Here is a 17,722-nt window from a genome sequence, read left to right on the forward strand (position 1 = left end):
ACTTCTTATCCCCGGTATCGCTCAGTCATCGTCAGTCGTCATCCGTAATCATCAGCGCCACCTGACGGTACAGGCTGTCATTTTCCGGCCTCGGCGCCACACCCAGCAGGGGCGCCGTACGCAGGATCACGTTGCGCACGACCGGTGCCGCCGTCCAACCGCCGGACGCAAAACCATGTGTGGACTCAATGCCCCTGGGTTCATCCAACAGGGCGAACACCACATATTGCGGATCGTCCATGGGAAAGGATCCGATAAAGGATGAGATCAAAGCCCCGCGGTCATACATGCCACCGGCCGGTTTTTCCGCCGTGCCGGTTTTTCCGCCAACGCGGTAGCCGACCGCTTCCGCGCGGCCGCCCGTGCCCTTTTTCACGGCCATACGCAAAAGCTGTCGGATCTTGCGACTGGTGGATGCCGAAATGACCTGCTCGCCTGGTGACGGAGTGCCAGATTTGGCGACAAGTGTGGCAGGAATGAGCCGTCCGCCGTTCACCATTGCGGCAATGCCGCGCGCCAGCTGTATCGGGCTGACGGCGATGCCGTGACCGTATGAAATGGTCACCGTCGCGGTTTTGCGCCAGTTCGCGGGATAAAGCGGCGCGCCCACCTCCGTCAGTTCAATCGCTGCGGGCTGCAACAAGCCTATGCTGTCCAGGAAATGGCGCTGACGATCCGTTCCAAGATCAAGGGCCAGCTGTGCCGTTCCTATGTTGGATGAATAGGCGAAGATTTCCGGCAGGCTCAAATACCGGGCCTTGGGGTGATCGTCACGGATCAGGAAACGGGATACTCTGAGCGGCTTCGTGGCGTCATAGCCATCGCCAAGGCCCGCGATGCCATTATCAAGGGCGGCGGCGAAGGTAAATGTCTTGAAGGTGGAGCCAAGCTCATAAACCCCTTGCGTCGCCCGGTTGAAGCGGGCCTTGGCCACCGTGCCGGCCGCTGCGTTGGGGTCGAAATCCGGCAGCGAGACCAGCGCCAGAACCTCGCCGGTATTGACATCCATCACAACACCGGCGGCACCCTTGGCATGATGGGCACGCATGGCCGCTTCCAATTCATCGGCCAGCGCATATTGCACCCGCGCATCCAGGGACAGAGCCAGCGTTTGGCCATTGCCATTGCTGTTTGTCAGGGCCGTGTTGAAATAATGCTCGACACCGGCAAGGCCGTTACCGTCCACATCCACATGGCCCAGCACATGCGCGGCCAGCCGTCCGTGGGGATAGACACGTTCTTCCTCGTTGCGGAAGCCCAGAGCGGGATTGCCCAGCGCATTCACCTGCCATTTCTGGCGCGGCGTCAACTTGCGCCTGATCCAGACAAACCGCTTGCCGGATGCCAGACGTGCCCTGATGTCTGCTTCCGGCAGGCCGGGCAGAATGGCGGCCAACGCCTGCGCGGTTGCATCAGGGTCCGCAATTCTGCTGGCATCGGCATAAAGCGATGCCGCCTGAAGATTGGTGGCCAGCACCTCGCCGCGTCGATCGACAATATCGGCGCGCGCCATTTGCGGCAGCAGGGACGGCAGTTCGGCGACCTGACGCGGTACGGCACTGGGGGCAGACAGGCCTAGCTCGACCGTACGCACCATCAGGGCGCAAAAAGCCGCGACAAACAGAAAGGCCGCCACCACGAGACGGCCGCGCGCCACATCCATAGCGCATTTCCGCTCGCCATCCAGAAAAACACCGCGCTCTGCCGCCATCGCCCTCATGGTCTTTGCCCCTTTGTTTTTTTGTATGTTTCGGACGCCGTAACCGCACCGTCCCGCCCGTCCCGCATCACACCGGGATCGGACGGAGCCTCAAGCCCGCGAGGGCGGAAAGGAATGACGGTGGGATTGCCGACAATCTGTTCCGGCTTTGGCGGCATCAGCGCCAGAAAACGCAAAGATTGATCCTGAAGACGCGCCGGCGAGGTCAGATATGTCCACTCGGCATCCAACACACGGATGGCTTCGCGGTCGCGGCGAATGGTCTGCGCGAGCGCGGCGACATCGTCCGCCTTTTCCTGCACGGCGAATTTCAGCTGCATCACCGCGACACCGGCGATCAGGGCCAAGCCGGCCGCGATCCAGGGCAGAATACGCCGCATCATGACCACCCCTCCCCGTCCTTCGCGCCCCAGACGGGCGCCGGCGTGCGCACGGCGGCACGCAACCGGGCCGACCGCGCGCGCGGATTGGCATCCACTTCGGCCGCCGTCGGCTTGACCGCGCTTTTTCGCTTCAGGTCGAATGACGGCGGACGCGCCGCCTCCAGACTGGGCGGGCGGTGGCGGCTGCCGGCGGGTACGCGGCCCGCCCGCTCCGCCAGAAATGTTTTCACGATGCGGTCCTCAAGCGAATGGAAAGACACGACGACAAGACGCCCGCCGGTTTTAAGACGGGCCTCGGCCGCGAGCAGACCGCGCCGCAATTCGCCCAGCTCATCATTGACCAGAATGCGCAAAGCCTGAAACACACGGGTCGCGGGATGAACGGTTTTCCGGCCTTTACGCGGACGTGGTTGGCCCACCGTGCGCACCACCAGATCGGCGAGCTGATGTGTGCGGGAAAAGGGCGTCCCGTCCCGTTCCGCGACAATGGCGGCGGCGATCCGCCGGGCCTTCGGTTCCTCGCCATATTCCCTGAACAGGGCGACCAACTCGGCCTCGCTGTAGGCATTGACGATATCGGCCGCGCTTTCGCCCACACGGCTCATGCGCATGTCAAGCGGCCCGTCGGATTGGAAGGAAAAGCCCCGCTCAGCCTCATCCAGCTGAAAGGACGATACACCGACATCGAAAACAATACCGTCCACACGGTCGAAGCCGCCTGCTGGCAACAAGGTGTCCAGATCGCCAAAACAGCCGGGCAGAAAAGTAAATCGCGCCGGCGCCACATCGCTGGCGAAACGCGCCGCCCGGCTTGCTGCATCCGGATCGCGGTCCAGCGCCACCACATGACAGTCCGCAGCCGCCAGCAGGGCACGGCTGTATCCGCCGGCCCCGAAGGTCGCATCCACAATGATGTCACCGGCCCTGGGCGCCAGCGCATCAACGATTTCAGCGGCAAGGACGGGGATGTGGCCGCTCGACACGGCGGTGGTGACGGCGGGCCGGCATGTATCCGCCCCCGCCATCATGACTGCCCTCGCGGCGGGAAGGGGGTCAGTTTCGCGGCAGCCTTGGGCGCCAGTGGCAATTGCGCCGCCTTGTGGGCTTCGAATGCGGCAGGGTTCCAGACCTGAAATTTGTGACCGATACCGGCAAAGGTGGCCTGATCCTCGATCCCTGCGAAAGCCTTGAGGTCCGGCGGCAACAGTACCCGCCCGTCACCGTCGAACGGCAGCTGGCTGGCTCCGGCCAGAATGGCCGTGGCCACGGCCATCTGATCATCGTCGAAAGGACCGAAATCACTGTAGATTTTCTGGGACAGGTCTTCCAGATAGGCCAGATCGGCTCCTTCGAGGAAGTGGCCTTTCAGCGCCCGATAAACCACCACGCCTTTGAAGGACCCGCCATCCACGGCCGCACGAAAGGGCGCGGGGACCGAGACGCGCCCTTTCTTGTCGACCTTCATCGTGAATGTGGACAGGAACAATGCCATTGCCCAACAGTCCCCCACCTGCGGCGCCCATACCTGAAAGATGCTCTCCCTGAGCCTGAGCCGTGTCCGCGCGGTTTTTTTTAAGAACGCCAGCCGTCCTCGAAACCGTCTGTCTTTGCGAACCGTGCCGGCCTTCCGCCGTCACGGAAGACCCATTTCGGGCGCCTTAGGGTTTTTACCCTGTTTGTATGGGGTATCATGGGATTTTATGGGCGTCAATGGAATCAAGACGAATAAACAAGGTTTTCTGCGATTTGAAAACACCGCACCTGGGAAAACGTGCTCACTACTTTAAAAGACTTCATAGTTATTTGTTCATGATATGTTCCATTCATGAAAACGAATAGAAGAGCGCCAAAACAAATAAGGGGGCCCGAAGCCCCCCTTATTCCAGCGTTTAGACCGGTATACGGACCGGTCCCTCAGCACACTGTCACATCCCGGCCATGGCGGCATCACAATGCCAGCAGGTCTCGCGCATCTGCTGTAACGGGTCGCGGGCGCCACCGGCACCGATGGGACTGCCCGGAGGCACCGGCGGCCTGCCGGGCGGGACAACGGCGGGTGTACGGGCCCGCGCAAAGGCGTCCTCGATGCGACGGGTCAGTGCCGCGGCCACGTCATCGCGGCGTCTTTCCAGCATCCGCAACAGATCTGCCAGCGCGGCATCGGCCTCTGCCCGGACGGGCATGGCATGGCCGCCGGCCTCACGCAGCGCGATCAGGTGTTCCACATAGCGCCCCAGGACAATCCCACGCAGCCATGCCGCCCGCTCTCCTTCACGACGGGGCTGCGCGGCCAGGCGGGCGCTGACACGCTGCAACACACCGGCAAGACCGGGATGACCGTCCAGCCGCCCCTGCTCCGACAGACGGCTGGCACGGGCAGGCGCCAGAATGGCCTCAAGAGTCAGATTGGCGGCCACTTCCGCAGCGCGCGCCAGATCGAATTGCGGCGCGGTGCGCGCGGCAAAAACCTCGCGCTGAAACTGCGGGTCGTCATCGCCGCGCTCAAGCGGGGCCAGGGCCGCAAGCACCGGATCGGTCACATCCAGCACTTCGGGCGAAAGCGCATCCAGAAGGGCAGTCAAAGCCCGTTCCTGATCGGTCCATGGCAGAATACGAGCGTCCGGCGCGCCGTCTCCGCTAAGACGGTAAACAAAGTCGAGACCGCCCAGCCACTTTGCCGCCGCCTGCAGTTGATACCGGTGATACAGATAAAGCGGTACCAGCTTTGTCTGTAATGCGGCCACAGGTTCGCCGGGACGCAGATTGCGCGCGCCGAACCGGTCCAGCGCATACCGTCTGAGTGACAGGGTGCGCCGCAGACTGGTAACGGCATCCTCGCCCGTATCCCACAGCGCACCGCGCCAGTGCCCGGTGCCGACAGACCGGCTGTCCGTATCCCCGACATAGAGGTACCCCTGCCGCGCGGCTTCGGCCACCAACGCATCCTGGGCCGTCCGGTCATCGCGCCCGCCATAATCGCCGTAAAGGAAATTGACCGTCCACATATCCCACACCCCCATGCCCACGGCATAAGCCCGCGACACATCCGGTACGCCGCCCGCATCCAGCCGGATATCGGGCGCGGGATAATCCATGACGCTGGCCCGGCCGCCATAGGTGCTGGCCGCCATATTGTGGGCAAAGCCGAGAGCATGCCCCACCTCATGGGCCGCAAGCTGGCGAATACGGTCCAACGCGATTTCCACCGGGTCATCCGCCGCACCGGTACCGGTTTTGCCGGCACCGAGCAGGGCTTCGAAAATCTTGATATCCTGACGCACCCGGAGCGAGCCGAGCAGCACGACACCGCGCAGCGCCTCACCCGTGCGGGGGTCATGCACCGCCGCACCGTAAGACCAGCCGCGCGTTGCCCGGTGCACCCAGTTCACCACATTATAGCGCGCGTCCAGGGGATGTGCGTCCTCGGGCAGTACCTCGACACGGTATCCGCCCGGAAACCCGGCAGCCTCAAAAGCCGCCGCCCACCATGAGGCGCCTTCGACAAGCGCGCTGCGGATCGGTTCCGGCGCGCCGCTGTCCACATAAAAGACGATGGGCCTGATCACCTGGCCGTCCGCATCCTTTTGCAGCCGGAAGCGGCGGGCCATACGCACCACCGTGTCGCCGTCAAGCGGCGCGGACATATCGATATGGGTGGTCCCGATCAGGGCGGCGCGCGGATCGTACAGACGGGGTTCATATCCCGGCTCAGGCAGTTTCATCAACGTTGTATGGGCGATAAGGGTCACGGCTTCCGGCACCGGCGTCGTGGTCCGCACCTCCTCGCCCGGCTCCGTCCCTTTAAAGGTCAGGTGGGCATCCACCTCCACATTCAAGGGGAAACTGTGCGTCTGGCCCAGGTCCACATAGCTTCTGCCCGGATCAAGGGAAAAACTGCCCTGTCCGCGAGCCTTCAGCCGGGCCGTCACGCCGATGGCGTCACGCATGAAAAATCCGGTCATATCCACCAGCAGGCGGCCTGTACCGTCTTCCCGCGCCAGTATCTCGCCGGACCAGATGATGGACCGGGCAAAGCTGGTCTCGACCGCGCGTTCCTCCGACGCGCGGCCGCTGCTGGCCCGAAAGTCGGTGTTTTCAACCTCCACCATCAGTCGTTTTCCAACGGCCTTCAGATGGATCAGGCGCGTGCCGGAGGGAACGCTGCGGTCCAGCCCCAGCGGGTTGGAGCCAAGGCCGCCGGTGAGATATTCGGCCAGAAGATAGCGCCCGGCGATGCCGTCTTCATCCGGCGCCGGCAGCGCAGCCAGTATTTTTGCCTTTTCCGTATCCGCATACAGGTCGACCAGCCCGGCACGCAGCTCCAGCCCGGCCGTCAGGTCGGCAAAGCGTTTCTCATCACCCTGCTCTTCCTGCGCATGCACCGCACCGCCGGCAATCATGGCCAGCAACACAAATGTTCTGACAGCCGTTTTCATGTACATCCCCCCGATGGATCGTTTTCGCACCTGCCTTTGGGCAGGTATGACCCAGGACCTTAGCCGAGAGACCGACTGACGTCATAATCTTTATAAATTCAGCAGGGGGCAGGCCGGATGGAATGGTCGGACAGCCAACATACTTTGTTGAAAAGAATACCGTTTCACTGCCGCCATCATGCCGTGACATGATGGCTGTACCGGTTTATTCAGTTCCACCCAAGGATTGGCCAAACAGATACCGTCATGCATCCGAACCGAACGTTTCGCAGGGCTACCAACGATCGCAACATCGCATTCGTACGCGACCGCGCCTTCGGCACGCTTGCCATCAACGGCGAAAACGGCCCCATGACATCCTGCATCCCTGCCCTCCTGTCGCATGACGGGTCTCACCTTGATTTCCATCTGGTCCGGTCAAATCCGATGGCAGAGGCTCTCACAACACCCAAAAAAGCCGTCTTCCTGGTCAATGGACCGGACAGCTATGTCTCTCCCGACTGGTATGACCTGAAAGATCAGGTCCCGACATGGAACTATATTGCCGTGCGCATCGAGGGAGAGGCAGGCTGCCTCCCGGATGACGCTCTGGCGCCGCTTCTGGACCGTCTGTCAGCACATTTTGAAAAACGGCTGATCCCAAAGCCGCCATGGACATCGGGGAAAATGACACAAGGCCTGATGGAACGCATGATGCGGTCCATCACAGCCTGCCGTCTGGCCGTGAGCAAAATCGACGCCACATGGAAGCTGAGCCAGAATAAAAAGAGCAATGCACGCAAGTACGCCGCGCATGGCATTGCCGAAACCGGAATTGGCCTGTCGGTGAAGGATCTGGCCCTGTTGATGCGCGAAGCCGACTGACAGGCGGGCGGCAGGGCATGCCGTCGGCATATGCCGGAATATAAGGAAGCAGATGGCCTGTAAGCCGGGTTCTGTCCTCCGCATGGCGCGGATGGATGGCCATTCCTCTAGGCCTGCCGTTGCCGACAGGCTCAAGCAACCGACCCGGACGGTGGCGCGGAAACCCGCCTGCTGTTGCCAGCAACCATCCCTATTGGTTTTGCTCCCGGTGGGGTTTACCCTGCCACCCCTGTTACCAGGGGCGCGGTGCGCTCTTACCGCACCCTTTCACCCTTACCTGCCGCAAGACAGGCGGTTTGCTTTCTGTGGCACTGTCCCTGAAGTCGCCTTCGCCGGCCGTTAACCGGCACCGTGTTTCCGTGGAGCCCGGACTTTCCTCCCCCGCCCATGGGGCGGCGGCGGCCATCCGGCCATCTGCCTGTTCCATATAAGGCATTGCCGGGCGGCATGGTCAAGGTTTGCGCGATGCATACCGCAACGGCGCATTACATACCGAACATGCTTTCCAGCGATCGGCTATTGATCCCGGCGAAGCTTTGCGGCAGTCTCCGCCCACATTTCGCCGGAGTGACGAATCCATGAAAAAATCCAGCCTGCTCGTTTTCACCAGCCTGGGGCTTGCCGCGTGCGGTGGCGGCGGTGACGAAATCATCTTCGACACCCGTCTCGGCCCGGCGACCCGGTTACAGGTCGAAACACTGCCCAATACGTTAAGCGGCGATACGGCCAATGCACGCTATTCGTCGATCCCCCTGGAAGGGCCGGGCATGGCCTCAAAAGACGGATCCGGAACGGAGGACACGTCCGGCTCAGGCACCTGAGCGTCACGCCGTCCGCACCTGAAAGGCGCCTGGGCACCAGAACGTTCAGCAGCCGGTCCGTTTAGCAAGAGAACCGTTCAGCGCCCGGACTTATACAGCTTCAAAAATGCATCGATGCAGTTTGTCACATGGGCATCAAGCGTGGCACGGTCCACCCTGTCAACCAGCCCGATGGCGAGGCGGTAATGGAGCCCCCCTTTCAACAGACTGACAAGCTGCATGGCGGCCAGTTCAAGATCGGGAATGTCCAGCTCGCCCCGTTCACACCACTGGCCGAGAAACGCTTTCAGACTGTCAAGCATGTCCAGCGGGCCGGACTGCCAGAACAGCTCGGCCAGATCGGGGCCCTTGCCGCCGCGTTCCACCAACAGGCGGAACATGGCGATGGCCTCTTCGCCCAACATCAGTTCGGCGATATGGTCGGAAACTGTTCTCAAATCGCTTTCAAGAGAATGGGCACCGACACGGCTGAGTACATTTTCCGGGTAATGCTCTTCGATCTTGGCGCGGGTGGATGCCGCGAACAGCTGTTCCTTACCGGCGAAGTGACTGTAAACAGTCTGTTTTGAAACACCGGCCCGGCGTGCCACCTCATCCATGCTGGTGCCGTCGAACCCGTTCTCCAGAAACAATGCGGTCGCTGCCTCAAGTATGGCCTGATTCTTTTCCACACATCGTGGACGCCCCCTGCCCTGATTTTTTGTCTCGTTCCCTACCTGATGCGCAACCGCCCCTTCGGCTGCGGTATCCTGCATTATGGCTACCGCCGTATCCGCCACTAGACTGGCCCTTTCCTTCTGCCCAAAGCCCTATGAAACAACACTTTATTCTCGGACGTGTTGTCATTTTTCTGTCACTTTGATGACTATGCCACGTTTCCCGGCAATGAACAATGAATAATTACTGGACTGATCAGTCCAGAAAGTGTATGGATACTCTCGGGCAAATCGATATATCCGCAACGCCCGTCTTGCCAGCGTATCCCTCGGGTGGCCGGCGGATGACGATATGGTGTTTGGAGTAGACGGCGCGCTGGCCGCAATGGCCTGACGGCAGCTTCGCAATCTAAGGAAACGGCTTATGCCATCGCATACCCCTCCGACGGGCACGGGTCTCGCCAATCGGGACCTGACAGAATACGTATTGGGCCGTGTCCGGCTGACGGGCAGCGGTGCACTTCGCCTTGTTCTCGCGGTGGCGGGTGTGGGCGTCATTCTGGCCATTCTCGCCCTCCGTCTCAGCGCCCAGTCCGGACAGGATATCCCAAAGGGTTTTGATCCAATCGGGGCCAGCCGCGCCCTGCCCGTGCGGACGGTCACGGTCGAACTTGCCCCCGGCTATTATGCCCGCCGCAGTTTTACGGGACGCGCCATAGCCGCGCGCACCAGCCCCATGTCCTTTGAGCTGGCCGGCACCCTTGCCCGTGTCCATGTGGATCAGGGCGACCGCGTTAAAGGGGGCGATCTGCTGGCCGAGCTGGACACGGCCCGCCTGCATGCGCGCCTGGCCGAGGTTCGCGCGGAACGGGATGAAGCGGCAGCCAACCTCGCGCTCGCAGAGCGCACACTGAACCGCGTGCGCGAGACGCACGCACGCGGTCATGCCTCCGCCCAGCGCCTGGACGAAGCCGAGGCCAACGCAACCGCGCTGAAAGCACGTCTGGGACGGCTCGCCGCGACCATCGGGGCCCTGGATGTGGATCTGGAAAAATCGCGTATTCGCGCACCTTTTGACGGTACGATCACCGCCCGCATGGCCGACGAAGGCACGGTGACCGCCGCCGGCAGTGCCATTCTGGAACTGATTGAAGACGGTGTGATGGAAGCGCAGATCGGCCTGCCCCCCGATATCGCGGCGGCTGTGCGCTCCGGTATGCCTATTGCCCTTTATAACGGCAGACGCAAGCCCATCGAAACGGCAACATTGAAAGCCATTGTTCCCGTCATTACTGGGGAAACCCGCACCATGATGGCAACGTTCGACCTGCCGGGCAGCGGCATCACCCGCGGCGAGCTGGTCACCGCCATTGTCCGCAACTGGCATGAAGCCGGTGGCGCGTGGATACCGCTGAGAAGCCTGTCGGCCGATGTGCGCGGCCTGTGGCGTGTTTACAAGGTCACCGACGGTCCCGACGGCCCGCATGTGCGCTTTGAAAACGTACAGATCCTGCACACGGACGGCGATCGTGTCTTTGTCACCGGCACCCTGTCCGGCGGCGACCGGATCATTGCCGACGGCATTGACCGTCTGGCACCGGGCCAGCGCGTGACCATTCTGGACGACAGCCCGGCCTCCATAGGCTGACAGCGCCGGCCCCACACGTGTGAAAGACAGTCCGATGCAAGGTTCTCTTTATAATCATCCCCGTGTCGTCTGGCTGATCCTGCTGCTGATCCTGACCGCCGGGCTGAACGCCTTTTTCAACATGCCGCGGCTGGAAGATCCCCATATGGAAAGCCGCATCGTGCAGGTCACCACCTTTTACCCCGGCGCCGACGCCGAGCGGGTCGAGGCCGAGGTCACGGAGAAGCTTGAACGCAAGATGCGCGAAATCGCCGAGGTCAAGGAAATCCGCAGCACATCCAGACCCGGCATTTCCTTCATATCCATTGAACTGGAAGACCGCGTCGATGACGCCAAACCGATCACCGCGCGCCTGCGCGACAAGGTCGCGGAGGTCACTGACCTGCCGGAAGGGGCCGGTGCACCCGACTTTTCGGATACGCGTATTTACGCCCATTCCGCCATTCTGGCCCTGACCTGGCGGGCTGAAAGTCCTATCAACTATGCCATTCTGGGACGTCACGCGCGGGAATTGGAAAGCCGCCTACGCAATCTCGCGGGTACGGATTTTGTCGATGTGCTCGGCCTGCCGCAGGAGGAAATCCGCGTCAATCTCGATGATGCGGCCCTGGCCGCCCACGGCCTGTCCATCGATACCGTGGCGCAAAGGGTTCAGGGATCGGATGCCCGCAGCGCGGCCGGCGTTGTATCCGACAGCCGCAACCGCATGGTGGTGGAAGTATCAGGTGCCTTGGACAGTCTGGCACGGATCCGCCGTATTCCCCTGGATTTTGACGAACGCGGCGCCAGCCTGCGCATCGGTGACGTGGCAACGGTCGAACGGGCTTTCGAGGACCCGCCCGGCCGTCTGACCTATCTGGACGGCTATTACGGCGTCGTCGTGGCTGCCCGGATGTTTCAGGACAACCGGATTGACGCCTGGTCCATGCAGGTTGACCGGCTGATGCGGGATTTTGAGGCGACCCTGCCGTCGTCCATCACACTGGAGCGGATTTTCGACCAGCGTGACTATGCCGATGCCCGTCTGAATGATCTGATGGGCAACCTGGCCGTCGGTGCGCTGGTCGTGGTTTCGGTCCTGATGGTGTCACTGGGCTACCGGGCGTCGGTGGTGGCGGCATCCATCCTGCCGCTGACCCTGCTGGCGGCTCTGGCGATCACCAATATCATGGGGCTGAGGATCGAACAGGTCCTTGTCACCGGTCTGATCGTGGCTCTCGGGATCATGGTGGACAATGCCATTGTCATCACGGATGAAATTCAACAACGCCGCCTGAAAGGCGAGCGCCGGTCAGTCGCCGTCGCCAAAACCGTGCGCAAACTGTGGCTGCCGCTGGCCGGCAGTACGGTGACGACCATTATCGCCTTCATGCCGCTGATCCTGATGCCGGGCAATGCCGGCGACTTCATGATCGGTGTCCCGGCGGCCGTGATCGCCTCTCTCATCGCATCCTATGTCATCGCCTTTACCATTATATCCGCGGTCGCGGGCAGACTGGTCGAAGGCCGCAAGGTGGCGGAAAACGATACGCGCCGGCGTCTCTGGTGGCGGGACGGGATTGAAGGCCGCTGGCTGGCGGACCGTTTTCGCCGGTCGCTGGAATGGTCGGTGCGACGACCGCTGCGGTCCATGATCGTCGCCATGGGCATTCCGCTTTTCGGCTTCGTTCTCGCCGGTCAGTTGACCGAGCAGTTTTTCCCCATCAGTGACCGGAACCAGTTTCGCATCCAGCTGTTCATGCCGGCGCAAAGCGCGATCGAGGAAACGCGCGGCGCCGTGGAACGCATCCAGGCGCGTCTCCAGCAGGAGCCGGCGCTGCGGTCCAGTCACTGGTTTATCGGGTCACGTCCGGCAAAATTTTATTACAACATGTTCGCCTCCAACGACGGTGTCGTGTCCATTGCCGAGACCGTCATCACCGTTGACAGTTTCTCGGACGTTCCGAAACTGGTGCCCCGCCTGCAAGAGGAACTGACCCTGCTGGTGCCCGAAGCCATGGTGCTGGTGCGCGAATTCGGGACCGGCCCGCCCATTCAGGCACCGCTGGAGGTCCGTATCATCGGCCCGGACCTGCGTGTTCTGGAAGAAATCGGCGACGACTTGCGCAGCATCGTCAGTCGCCTGCCCCACGTCACCTTCACCCGGACCACGTTGAAGGCCGGACGCCCCATGGTCTCGGTTGTGGCGCGCGAAGATGACGTATCGGTGGCCGGCCTGTCACTGGCCCAGGTGGAAAGCCAGCTTCAGGCCCTGACCAACGGCATCGTCGCCACCCATGTGATCGAGGAAACACAGGAAGTCCCCGTGCGTCTGATCCTGGACCGCGACCGCCGGCGGGATATCGGCGCCATTGCCGATATGAATCTGATGGGCCCCGCCCGCGCGCTGGAAGCGGATCGGTCCTTTGCCGACCTGCCCATATCGGCCATCGCCGATGTGGAACTGACAACCAAGGTCGGCGCCATTCCACGTCTGGACAGCGAACGCATGAACACCGTGCAGGCCTATCTGGATTTCGGCATCCTGCCGCAGACCGCTTTCGATGCCCTGCAAGCCGCACTGGCACAGGCCGACATCATTGTGCCGCCCGGCTACAGGATCGAGTTCGGCGGCGAAAGCGCGGAGCGGGACGAAGCGCTCGGCAAGCTGTTCGGGACTGTCGGCTTGCTGATTGTTCTGATGCTGCTGGCAATCGTTCTGACCTTCAACAGCTTCCGCATGGCCTTCGTGACCTTTGCCGCTGCGACCCAGGCTGCCGGGCTCGGGCTGTTTTCGCTGTGGGTGTTCGACTATCCCTTGAGCTTTGTCGTCATCATAGGGCTGATGGGCCTGATCGGGCTGGCCATCAATGCGGCCATCGTCATCCTGTCCGAATTGCGCGGACTGCCCGGCGCGCGCGCCGGTGACGCCGACACGGTCATCGCCGGCGTGATGAAGACGGGGCGGCACATCCTGTCCACAACCATCACCACGGTCGGGGGGTTCATGCCGCTGATCCTGGCGGGCGGCGCTTTCTGGCCACCCTTTGCCGTCGCGATCGCCGGCGGGGCCTTCCTGTCGATGATCGTCAGTTTTTATTTCGCACCGGCCGCCTTTTTGTGGCTGACACGGCGGCGCGCCGTCACGGCCCCTGCCGGTCAAAAACCCGCAGTCCCGCCACAAGGCACCGCCGGTTCTCCCGGTGCGGCCCGACCGGCGGTCCCGCCCCCATCGGGCGCAAAGTCTTGACGGCTGTTCGGTGATTTGGCGTGAACGGGCCTGATCGATCAGGAAAAGGGGCGTGGATTGCTCAGAACCACGCCCCTTGTCAACAATGCCAAAAGTCGGATTCTGCCTTTAGTTCAACAAAGGCGCCATCAATGCCAGACCCAGCGCCTGATTGTCGTCATCCTCAAGCTTGCCGACAATATCACGGGCCGCCGCGTCGTCACGATTGACAAGGGCGCCTTCCAGAAGCGCCAGACGGATCTGGTCCCGCTCATAAGCACTTTCGATATCGCCGAGGTCCGCCATCAGGGCCTGGTACCCACCACGCAGGGCCGCGCCCTGTTCCTGCGTAACCGCGCCGGCACTGCCGCGCACATTCAGACTGGCAAGATAGCGGGCGCGGGGCGCCAGTTCACCGAAAACCTCCGCCCGGGCGAGTGCCTCGGCGATTTCGCCCGTTGCGGCCTCGACCGGGCCGATGCGCTCGACAAAATCGGCCAATGCCTGCGAGGACCGCACCCTGCCGCCATGCAGCAGTGCCTGACGGTAAGCACCGGCGAAAATTTCACCGTCCAGCCCTGCCTCGAAAAAGGCACGCAGCCTTTCAACCGCCGCAGCCGCCCTCTGGTTCAGGCCCAGTATGGCACCGAACAGCTCATCGCCCTCAAGCAACAGGGCATCGCGCGACGCCAGATCGCCCAGACGGTGTTGGGCCGCCGCCAAAAGGGACAGGCCGCGATAACGGTCTTCGGGCCGTTCCAGACCACCCACCCACGTACGGTATCCGGCGACAGCCGCCGCCCCGCCGAATTCGGACGGTTGCCGGGCGAAAAAGACAAGTTCGCGCCATTTGGCCCGGCTGTCGGAGCTGACCAGTGCCAGGGTGTTTCTTGCATCCTCCGCTGCGCCGCGTGCCGCGTTCTCCGTGGCAATATCCAGATAAACCCGGTCACGCACGGTCTGGATCTGGATTTCTTCGGCAAGCGCCAGTGCCATCCGCCCATCGCCGGTACGGGCGACAAGCGGCGCGATGGATTTGATTTTTTCCTGTGTCACCAGGCTCAGTCCCACGGACCGGGCCTCTTCCAGCGCCAGCATCAGGGTGGCGGCGGCGCGCTCGGAATCGCCTCCGTCCAGAAGGGACCGGGCAACACCAACCAGAATTTTGGCTTTTTCCAGGCCGGATTCTTCATTGATCACCGTCTCAAGCGCCGCTGAGATGGCACAGTCAGCACTCGGTGCCGACAGGCAGGCCTGGGTGGCCCCGTTCGGCCGATGCGACTGGCTGACGCCATTCTGCTGGGCCATGGCCGGCCCCGCCACCGTCATCACCGCACCCGCCAGCAATACCCCCACAAACGCGGACTTGCGTGTCATACACTTCTCCAACCCGTCATATGGTTTATCTCTCGGCCCGGACCAACGGTCCGGGTCTGTTATCAAGCCAAGGTCTGGTATCAAAACTGTCCCGTTCCGCCCCGGACTTGCGCCCGATCAAGAACATCTTTCAAGATAATGCCGCTGCCGCGATCGAAAACCCCTGTCACCGAATTTGGCCGCCAATGCATCTGAAACGCCCGCACCACGGCCTCGGTTTCATGATCATAAAGGCCTGACGGTTTCAGACCGTAGCCCAGCGCGCCAAGACGTTCCTGCATTGCGGCAACCTGCGCACCCCGGTCTCCCGTCCGGGCAAGCGGGGTGGGGTCCGCGCCGTCCCGCGCCGACCACAGGCCGAATCCATGCCGCGCCAGACGGTCCCACGGGAACAGAGGACCAGGATCGGCCTTGCGCGCGGGCGCCACATCGCTATGTCCGACAAACCGCGAAGCCGGCACGGACCAACGCCCCTGAATATCGCTCAGCAGTGCCAGCACTGTATCGATCTGCGGACTTGGGAACGGACGGTATCCGAATTCATGCCCCGGATTGACCAGTTCGATCCCGATGGACACATGATTGCAATTATCGCAGTCCTGCCAGCGGGAAACACCGGCATGCCAGGCACGCCTGTCTTCGTCCACCAGACGGAACAGCCGGCCGTCTTCCTCAATCAGATAATGCGCGGATACCTTGGCCGACGGATCGCACAAACGCGTCAGCGCCGCCTCTCCGGTGGGCATGCCGGTATAATGCAGAATAACCATGTCGACGCCTGCATCCGTGGGGCGCGCATCATGGCTGGGCGATGGATGGTCGATGATACGCGGCAGCGGAGGGGGCATATCCGTCACGGCGCGTCCCCGATCCGCGCGGCCGGGGGCAGCTGCTTGCGTTTGGCCATTCTCAGGTTAACAATCCCCACACCGACCAGGGTGACGGCGGCACCGACGATGGTTCTGCCTCCAAGCGTTTCATCCAGAAGCAGAACACCGCCCAGCACGGCGAACAGCGGCGTGGTCAGGAAATAGGGGGTCACAACCGCCACCTCATATTTGCGCAGCAGATAATTCATACCCCCATGCCCGACGATGGACGACATGATCCCGCTATAGAGAACGGCCCCCCAGGCAAGCCAGCCGGCCTGACGCACGGCGTCGACCTGCCCGGTTTCAAACAGCAGGGACAGGGACAGGGACCCGGCAATGCCGGCAATCCCGACCCAGGCCTGCGTTGTCATGGCCGGCACATCCCTGATCCGTCGCATGTAAATGGCAGCCAGGGCGAACAGGAACGCTGCCACGGCCATCCAGACAACGGCGTCCAGATCGTTAAACACCCGAGGGTCGAAACCCATGATCAGAACCCCGGCAAAACTGAGGGCGACGCCCATGGCGCGCCGCCACCCGATCGCTTCCTTCAGCATGATGGCGGCCAGAATTGTGGAAAACGGCACCCCGAGCTGGGCCACAATGGCAACGGGTGCGATATCCTCGGCGATCGCCATGGCATAGAAGATCGTCCCGAAATGAAAAACCCCCAGTATGACCGCCACACGGGCAATCCCTTTCATTTGGCCGGGGATCACTTTCAAATAAGGGATAAGGAGAATCACCACGCTGAAAAAACGGATGGTGTTGGCGACCAGCGGCGGAAAATCGGCAACGGCCCATTTGACGGCGACAAAGTTCAGCCCCCAGACGGCGTTGATGACCACGGCAAGAAGTAAATCGGCAAAAGACATCGTTGTTTCATCCTGCACGTTTCTGGGGGAACACGATTTTGACCTACCGGGTGTTGGGGGACGCACCACGCTCGACCATGATCCTGTCATAGGCGGCATTGATTTCGGCGGCGCGGCGGGTGGCCACGGCAATCAGGTCCGTGGGAACGCCCTCGGCGATCAGTCTGTCGGGGTGGGTTTCCCGCACCAGCGTCCTGTAGCGCCTGCGCAGCGCGTCCATACCGATATCATGGGGCACACCGAGAATGGTATAGGGGCAATCGGGATCGGGTGCCATATGACGGGCCCGCAGGGCGGCAAAGGCCGCATCGTCCCAACCGAAAATACGCGCCACATCCCGCAGATAGTCAATCTCGCGCGGGTGTATCTCGCCGTCGGCCTTGGCAATGAAGAACAGGGCCTCCAGCAGATCCGCCTTGACCGTCCGGTTGTCTTTCAGCAGTCCGGCCAGTTGGCGGGCATAGGCCTCATATCCGGCCGTGTGCTGCCGCGCCATGTCAAACACCCGGCCCACATTGGCCATTTCGTCGGGAGGCACACGGAACACCGCCTTGAACGCGTCGACCTCTTCGCGGGTGACACGGCCGTCCGCCTTCGCCATTTTGGCGGCCAGCGCAATCACACCGATGGTAAAGGCCAGCTTGCGCGTGGCCTCGTCATCGCGCACGAGCGCACGCTCGATGCCCGCATCGACCGCCGCGCCGACGCTCAACCCGACAAGCGCACCGATAGGCCCGCCAATGGCAAGCCCGGCCGCACCGCCGATCAGTTTTCCCCAAATGGACATGGGCACTTGCTAGCACAAAAGAATGCTGCTGACAGACAAGATATCCATGCCGCCCGGACAAGGGTGACTGGCAGG

General features: G+C 62.2%; 14 protein-coding genes and 1 other RNA gene. 4 read left to right on the forward strand and 11 right to left on the reverse strand.

All coding sequences use genetic code 11. The features are described 5' to 3' along the window. Positions 1 to 31 precede the first annotated feature (31 nt). From BXY39_RS02455 to BXY39_RS02475, 5 genes are all read right to left on the reverse strand, one after another. Positions 32 to 1,720, reverse strand: coding sequence for a peptidoglycan D,D-transpeptidase FtsI family protein (locus BXY39_RS02455; RefSeq protein WP_121937239.1), 1,689 nt, complete (start codon positions 1,718 to 1,720; stop codon positions 32 to 34). Then, entirely contained in the window at positions 1,717 to 2,103 is a 387-nt protein-coding gene (ftsL, locus tag BXY39_RS02460) for a cell division protein FtsL (protein ID WP_121937240.1), read from the reverse strand. Before ftsL ends, BXY39_RS02455 begins: the two co-directional genes overlap by 4 nt. After that, positions 2,100 to 3,128 carry a 16S rRNA (cytosine(1402)-N(4))-methyltransferase RsmH gene (rsmH, locus tag BXY39_RS02465; protein WP_121937241.1) on the reverse strand — a complete coding sequence of 343 codons (1,029 nt, stop codon included), beginning with the start codon at positions 3,126 to 3,128 and terminating at the stop codon, positions 2,100 to 2,102. The genes ftsL and rsmH overlap by 4 nt, the downstream gene beginning before the upstream one ends. Continuing rightward, positions 3,128 to 3,595 (reverse strand): division/cell wall cluster transcriptional repressor MraZ, encoded by a 468-nt coding sequence (locus BXY39_RS02470; RefSeq protein WP_121937242.1) that lies wholly within the window; start codon positions 3,593 to 3,595, stop codon positions 3,128 to 3,130. The genes rsmH and BXY39_RS02470 overlap by 1 nt, the downstream gene beginning before the upstream one ends. Before the next feature lie 433 nt (positions 3,596 to 4,028). Beyond that, positions 4,029 to 6,539 carry a zinc-dependent metalloprotease gene (locus BXY39_RS02475; protein WP_170163566.1) on the reverse strand — a complete coding sequence of 837 codons (2,511 nt, stop codon included), beginning with the start codon at positions 6,537 to 6,539 and terminating at the stop codon, positions 4,029 to 4,031. A 246-nt stretch (positions 6,540 to 6,785) separates the two neighbouring features. On the opposite strand from BXY39_RS02475, the gene BXY39_RS02480 reads away from it, so the two are divergent. After that, positions 6,786 to 7,403, forward strand: coding sequence for an FMN-binding negative transcriptional regulator (locus BXY39_RS02480; RefSeq protein WP_121937244.1), 618 nt, complete (start codon positions 6,786 to 6,788; stop codon positions 7,401 to 7,403). Positions 7,404 to 7,447: 44 nt separating this feature from the next. Here BXY39_RS02480 and rnpB read toward each other — a convergent pair. After that, positions 7,448 to 7,821, reverse strand: an RNA gene (gene rnpB, locus BXY39_RS02485) — RNase P RNA component class A. A gap of 160 nt (positions 7,822 to 7,981) precedes the next feature. Between rnpB and BXY39_RS02490 the strand changes: the two genes are divergently transcribed. Then, the gene (locus BXY39_RS02490) at positions 7,982 to 8,224 is read left to right on the forward strand and encodes a hypothetical protein (RefSeq protein ID WP_121937245.1); all 243 of its coding nucleotides are present in this window, start codon (positions 7,982 to 7,984) and stop codon (positions 8,222 to 8,224) included. A gap of 77 nt (positions 8,225 to 8,301) precedes the next feature. Here BXY39_RS02490 and BXY39_RS02495 read toward each other — a convergent pair whose 3' ends face one another. Then, positions 8,302 to 8,895, reverse strand: coding sequence for a TetR/AcrR family transcriptional regulator (locus tag BXY39_RS02495; protein WP_170163567.1), 594 nt, complete (start codon positions 8,893 to 8,895; stop codon positions 8,302 to 8,304). A 409-nt stretch (positions 8,896 to 9,304) separates the two neighbouring features. Here BXY39_RS02495 and BXY39_RS02500 point away from each other — a divergent pair, with 409 nt between their 5' ends. Together BXY39_RS02500 and BXY39_RS02505 are read left to right on the forward strand one after the other, a co-directional pair. Next, positions 9,305 to 10,528, forward strand: a complete 1,224-nt coding sequence (locus tag BXY39_RS02500) for an efflux RND transporter periplasmic adaptor subunit (RefSeq protein ID WP_121937247.1) — start codon at positions 9,305 to 9,307, stop codon at positions 10,526 to 10,528. Positions 10,529 to 10,562: 34 nt separating this feature from the next. Continuing rightward, positions 10,563 to 13,757: an efflux RND transporter permease subunit gene (locus BXY39_RS02505; protein WP_121937248.1), complete on the forward strand. Its 3,195-nt coding sequence runs from the start codon at positions 10,563 to 10,565 to the stop codon at positions 13,755 to 13,757. 108 nt (positions 13,758 to 13,865) lie between these two features. Here the strand turns inward: BXY39_RS02505 and BXY39_RS02510 are convergent, their stop codons facing one another. From BXY39_RS02510 to BXY39_RS02525, 4 genes are all read right to left on the reverse strand, one after another. Further along, positions 13,866 to 15,113 (reverse strand): ATP-binding protein, encoded by a 1,248-nt coding sequence (locus tag BXY39_RS02510; protein ID WP_121937249.1) that lies wholly within the window; start codon positions 15,111 to 15,113, stop codon positions 13,866 to 13,868. Between the two features lie 80 nt (positions 15,114 to 15,193). After that, positions 15,194 to 15,961 (reverse strand): peptidoglycan recognition protein family protein, encoded by a 768-nt coding sequence (locus BXY39_RS02515; RefSeq protein WP_121937701.1) that lies wholly within the window; start codon positions 15,959 to 15,961, stop codon positions 15,194 to 15,196. 5 nt (positions 15,962 to 15,966) lie between these two features. Continuing rightward, a complete protein-coding gene (locus BXY39_RS02520; RefSeq protein WP_170163568.1) occupies positions 15,967 to 16,860 on the reverse strand; it encodes a DMT family transporter in 894 nt (297 codons plus the stop codon). Between the two features lie 43 nt (positions 16,861 to 16,903). Next, entirely contained in the window at positions 16,904 to 17,647 is a 744-nt protein-coding gene (locus BXY39_RS02525) for a TerB family tellurite resistance protein (RefSeq protein ID WP_121937251.1), read from the reverse strand. Between the last annotated feature and the right edge of the window lie 75 nt (positions 17,648 to 17,722).

The organism is Eilatimonas milleporae, assembly GCF_003688555.1.
Taxonomy (GTDB): domain Bacteria; phylum Pseudomonadota; class Alphaproteobacteria; order Sphingomonadales; family Kordiimonadaceae; genus Eilatimonas; species Eilatimonas milleporae.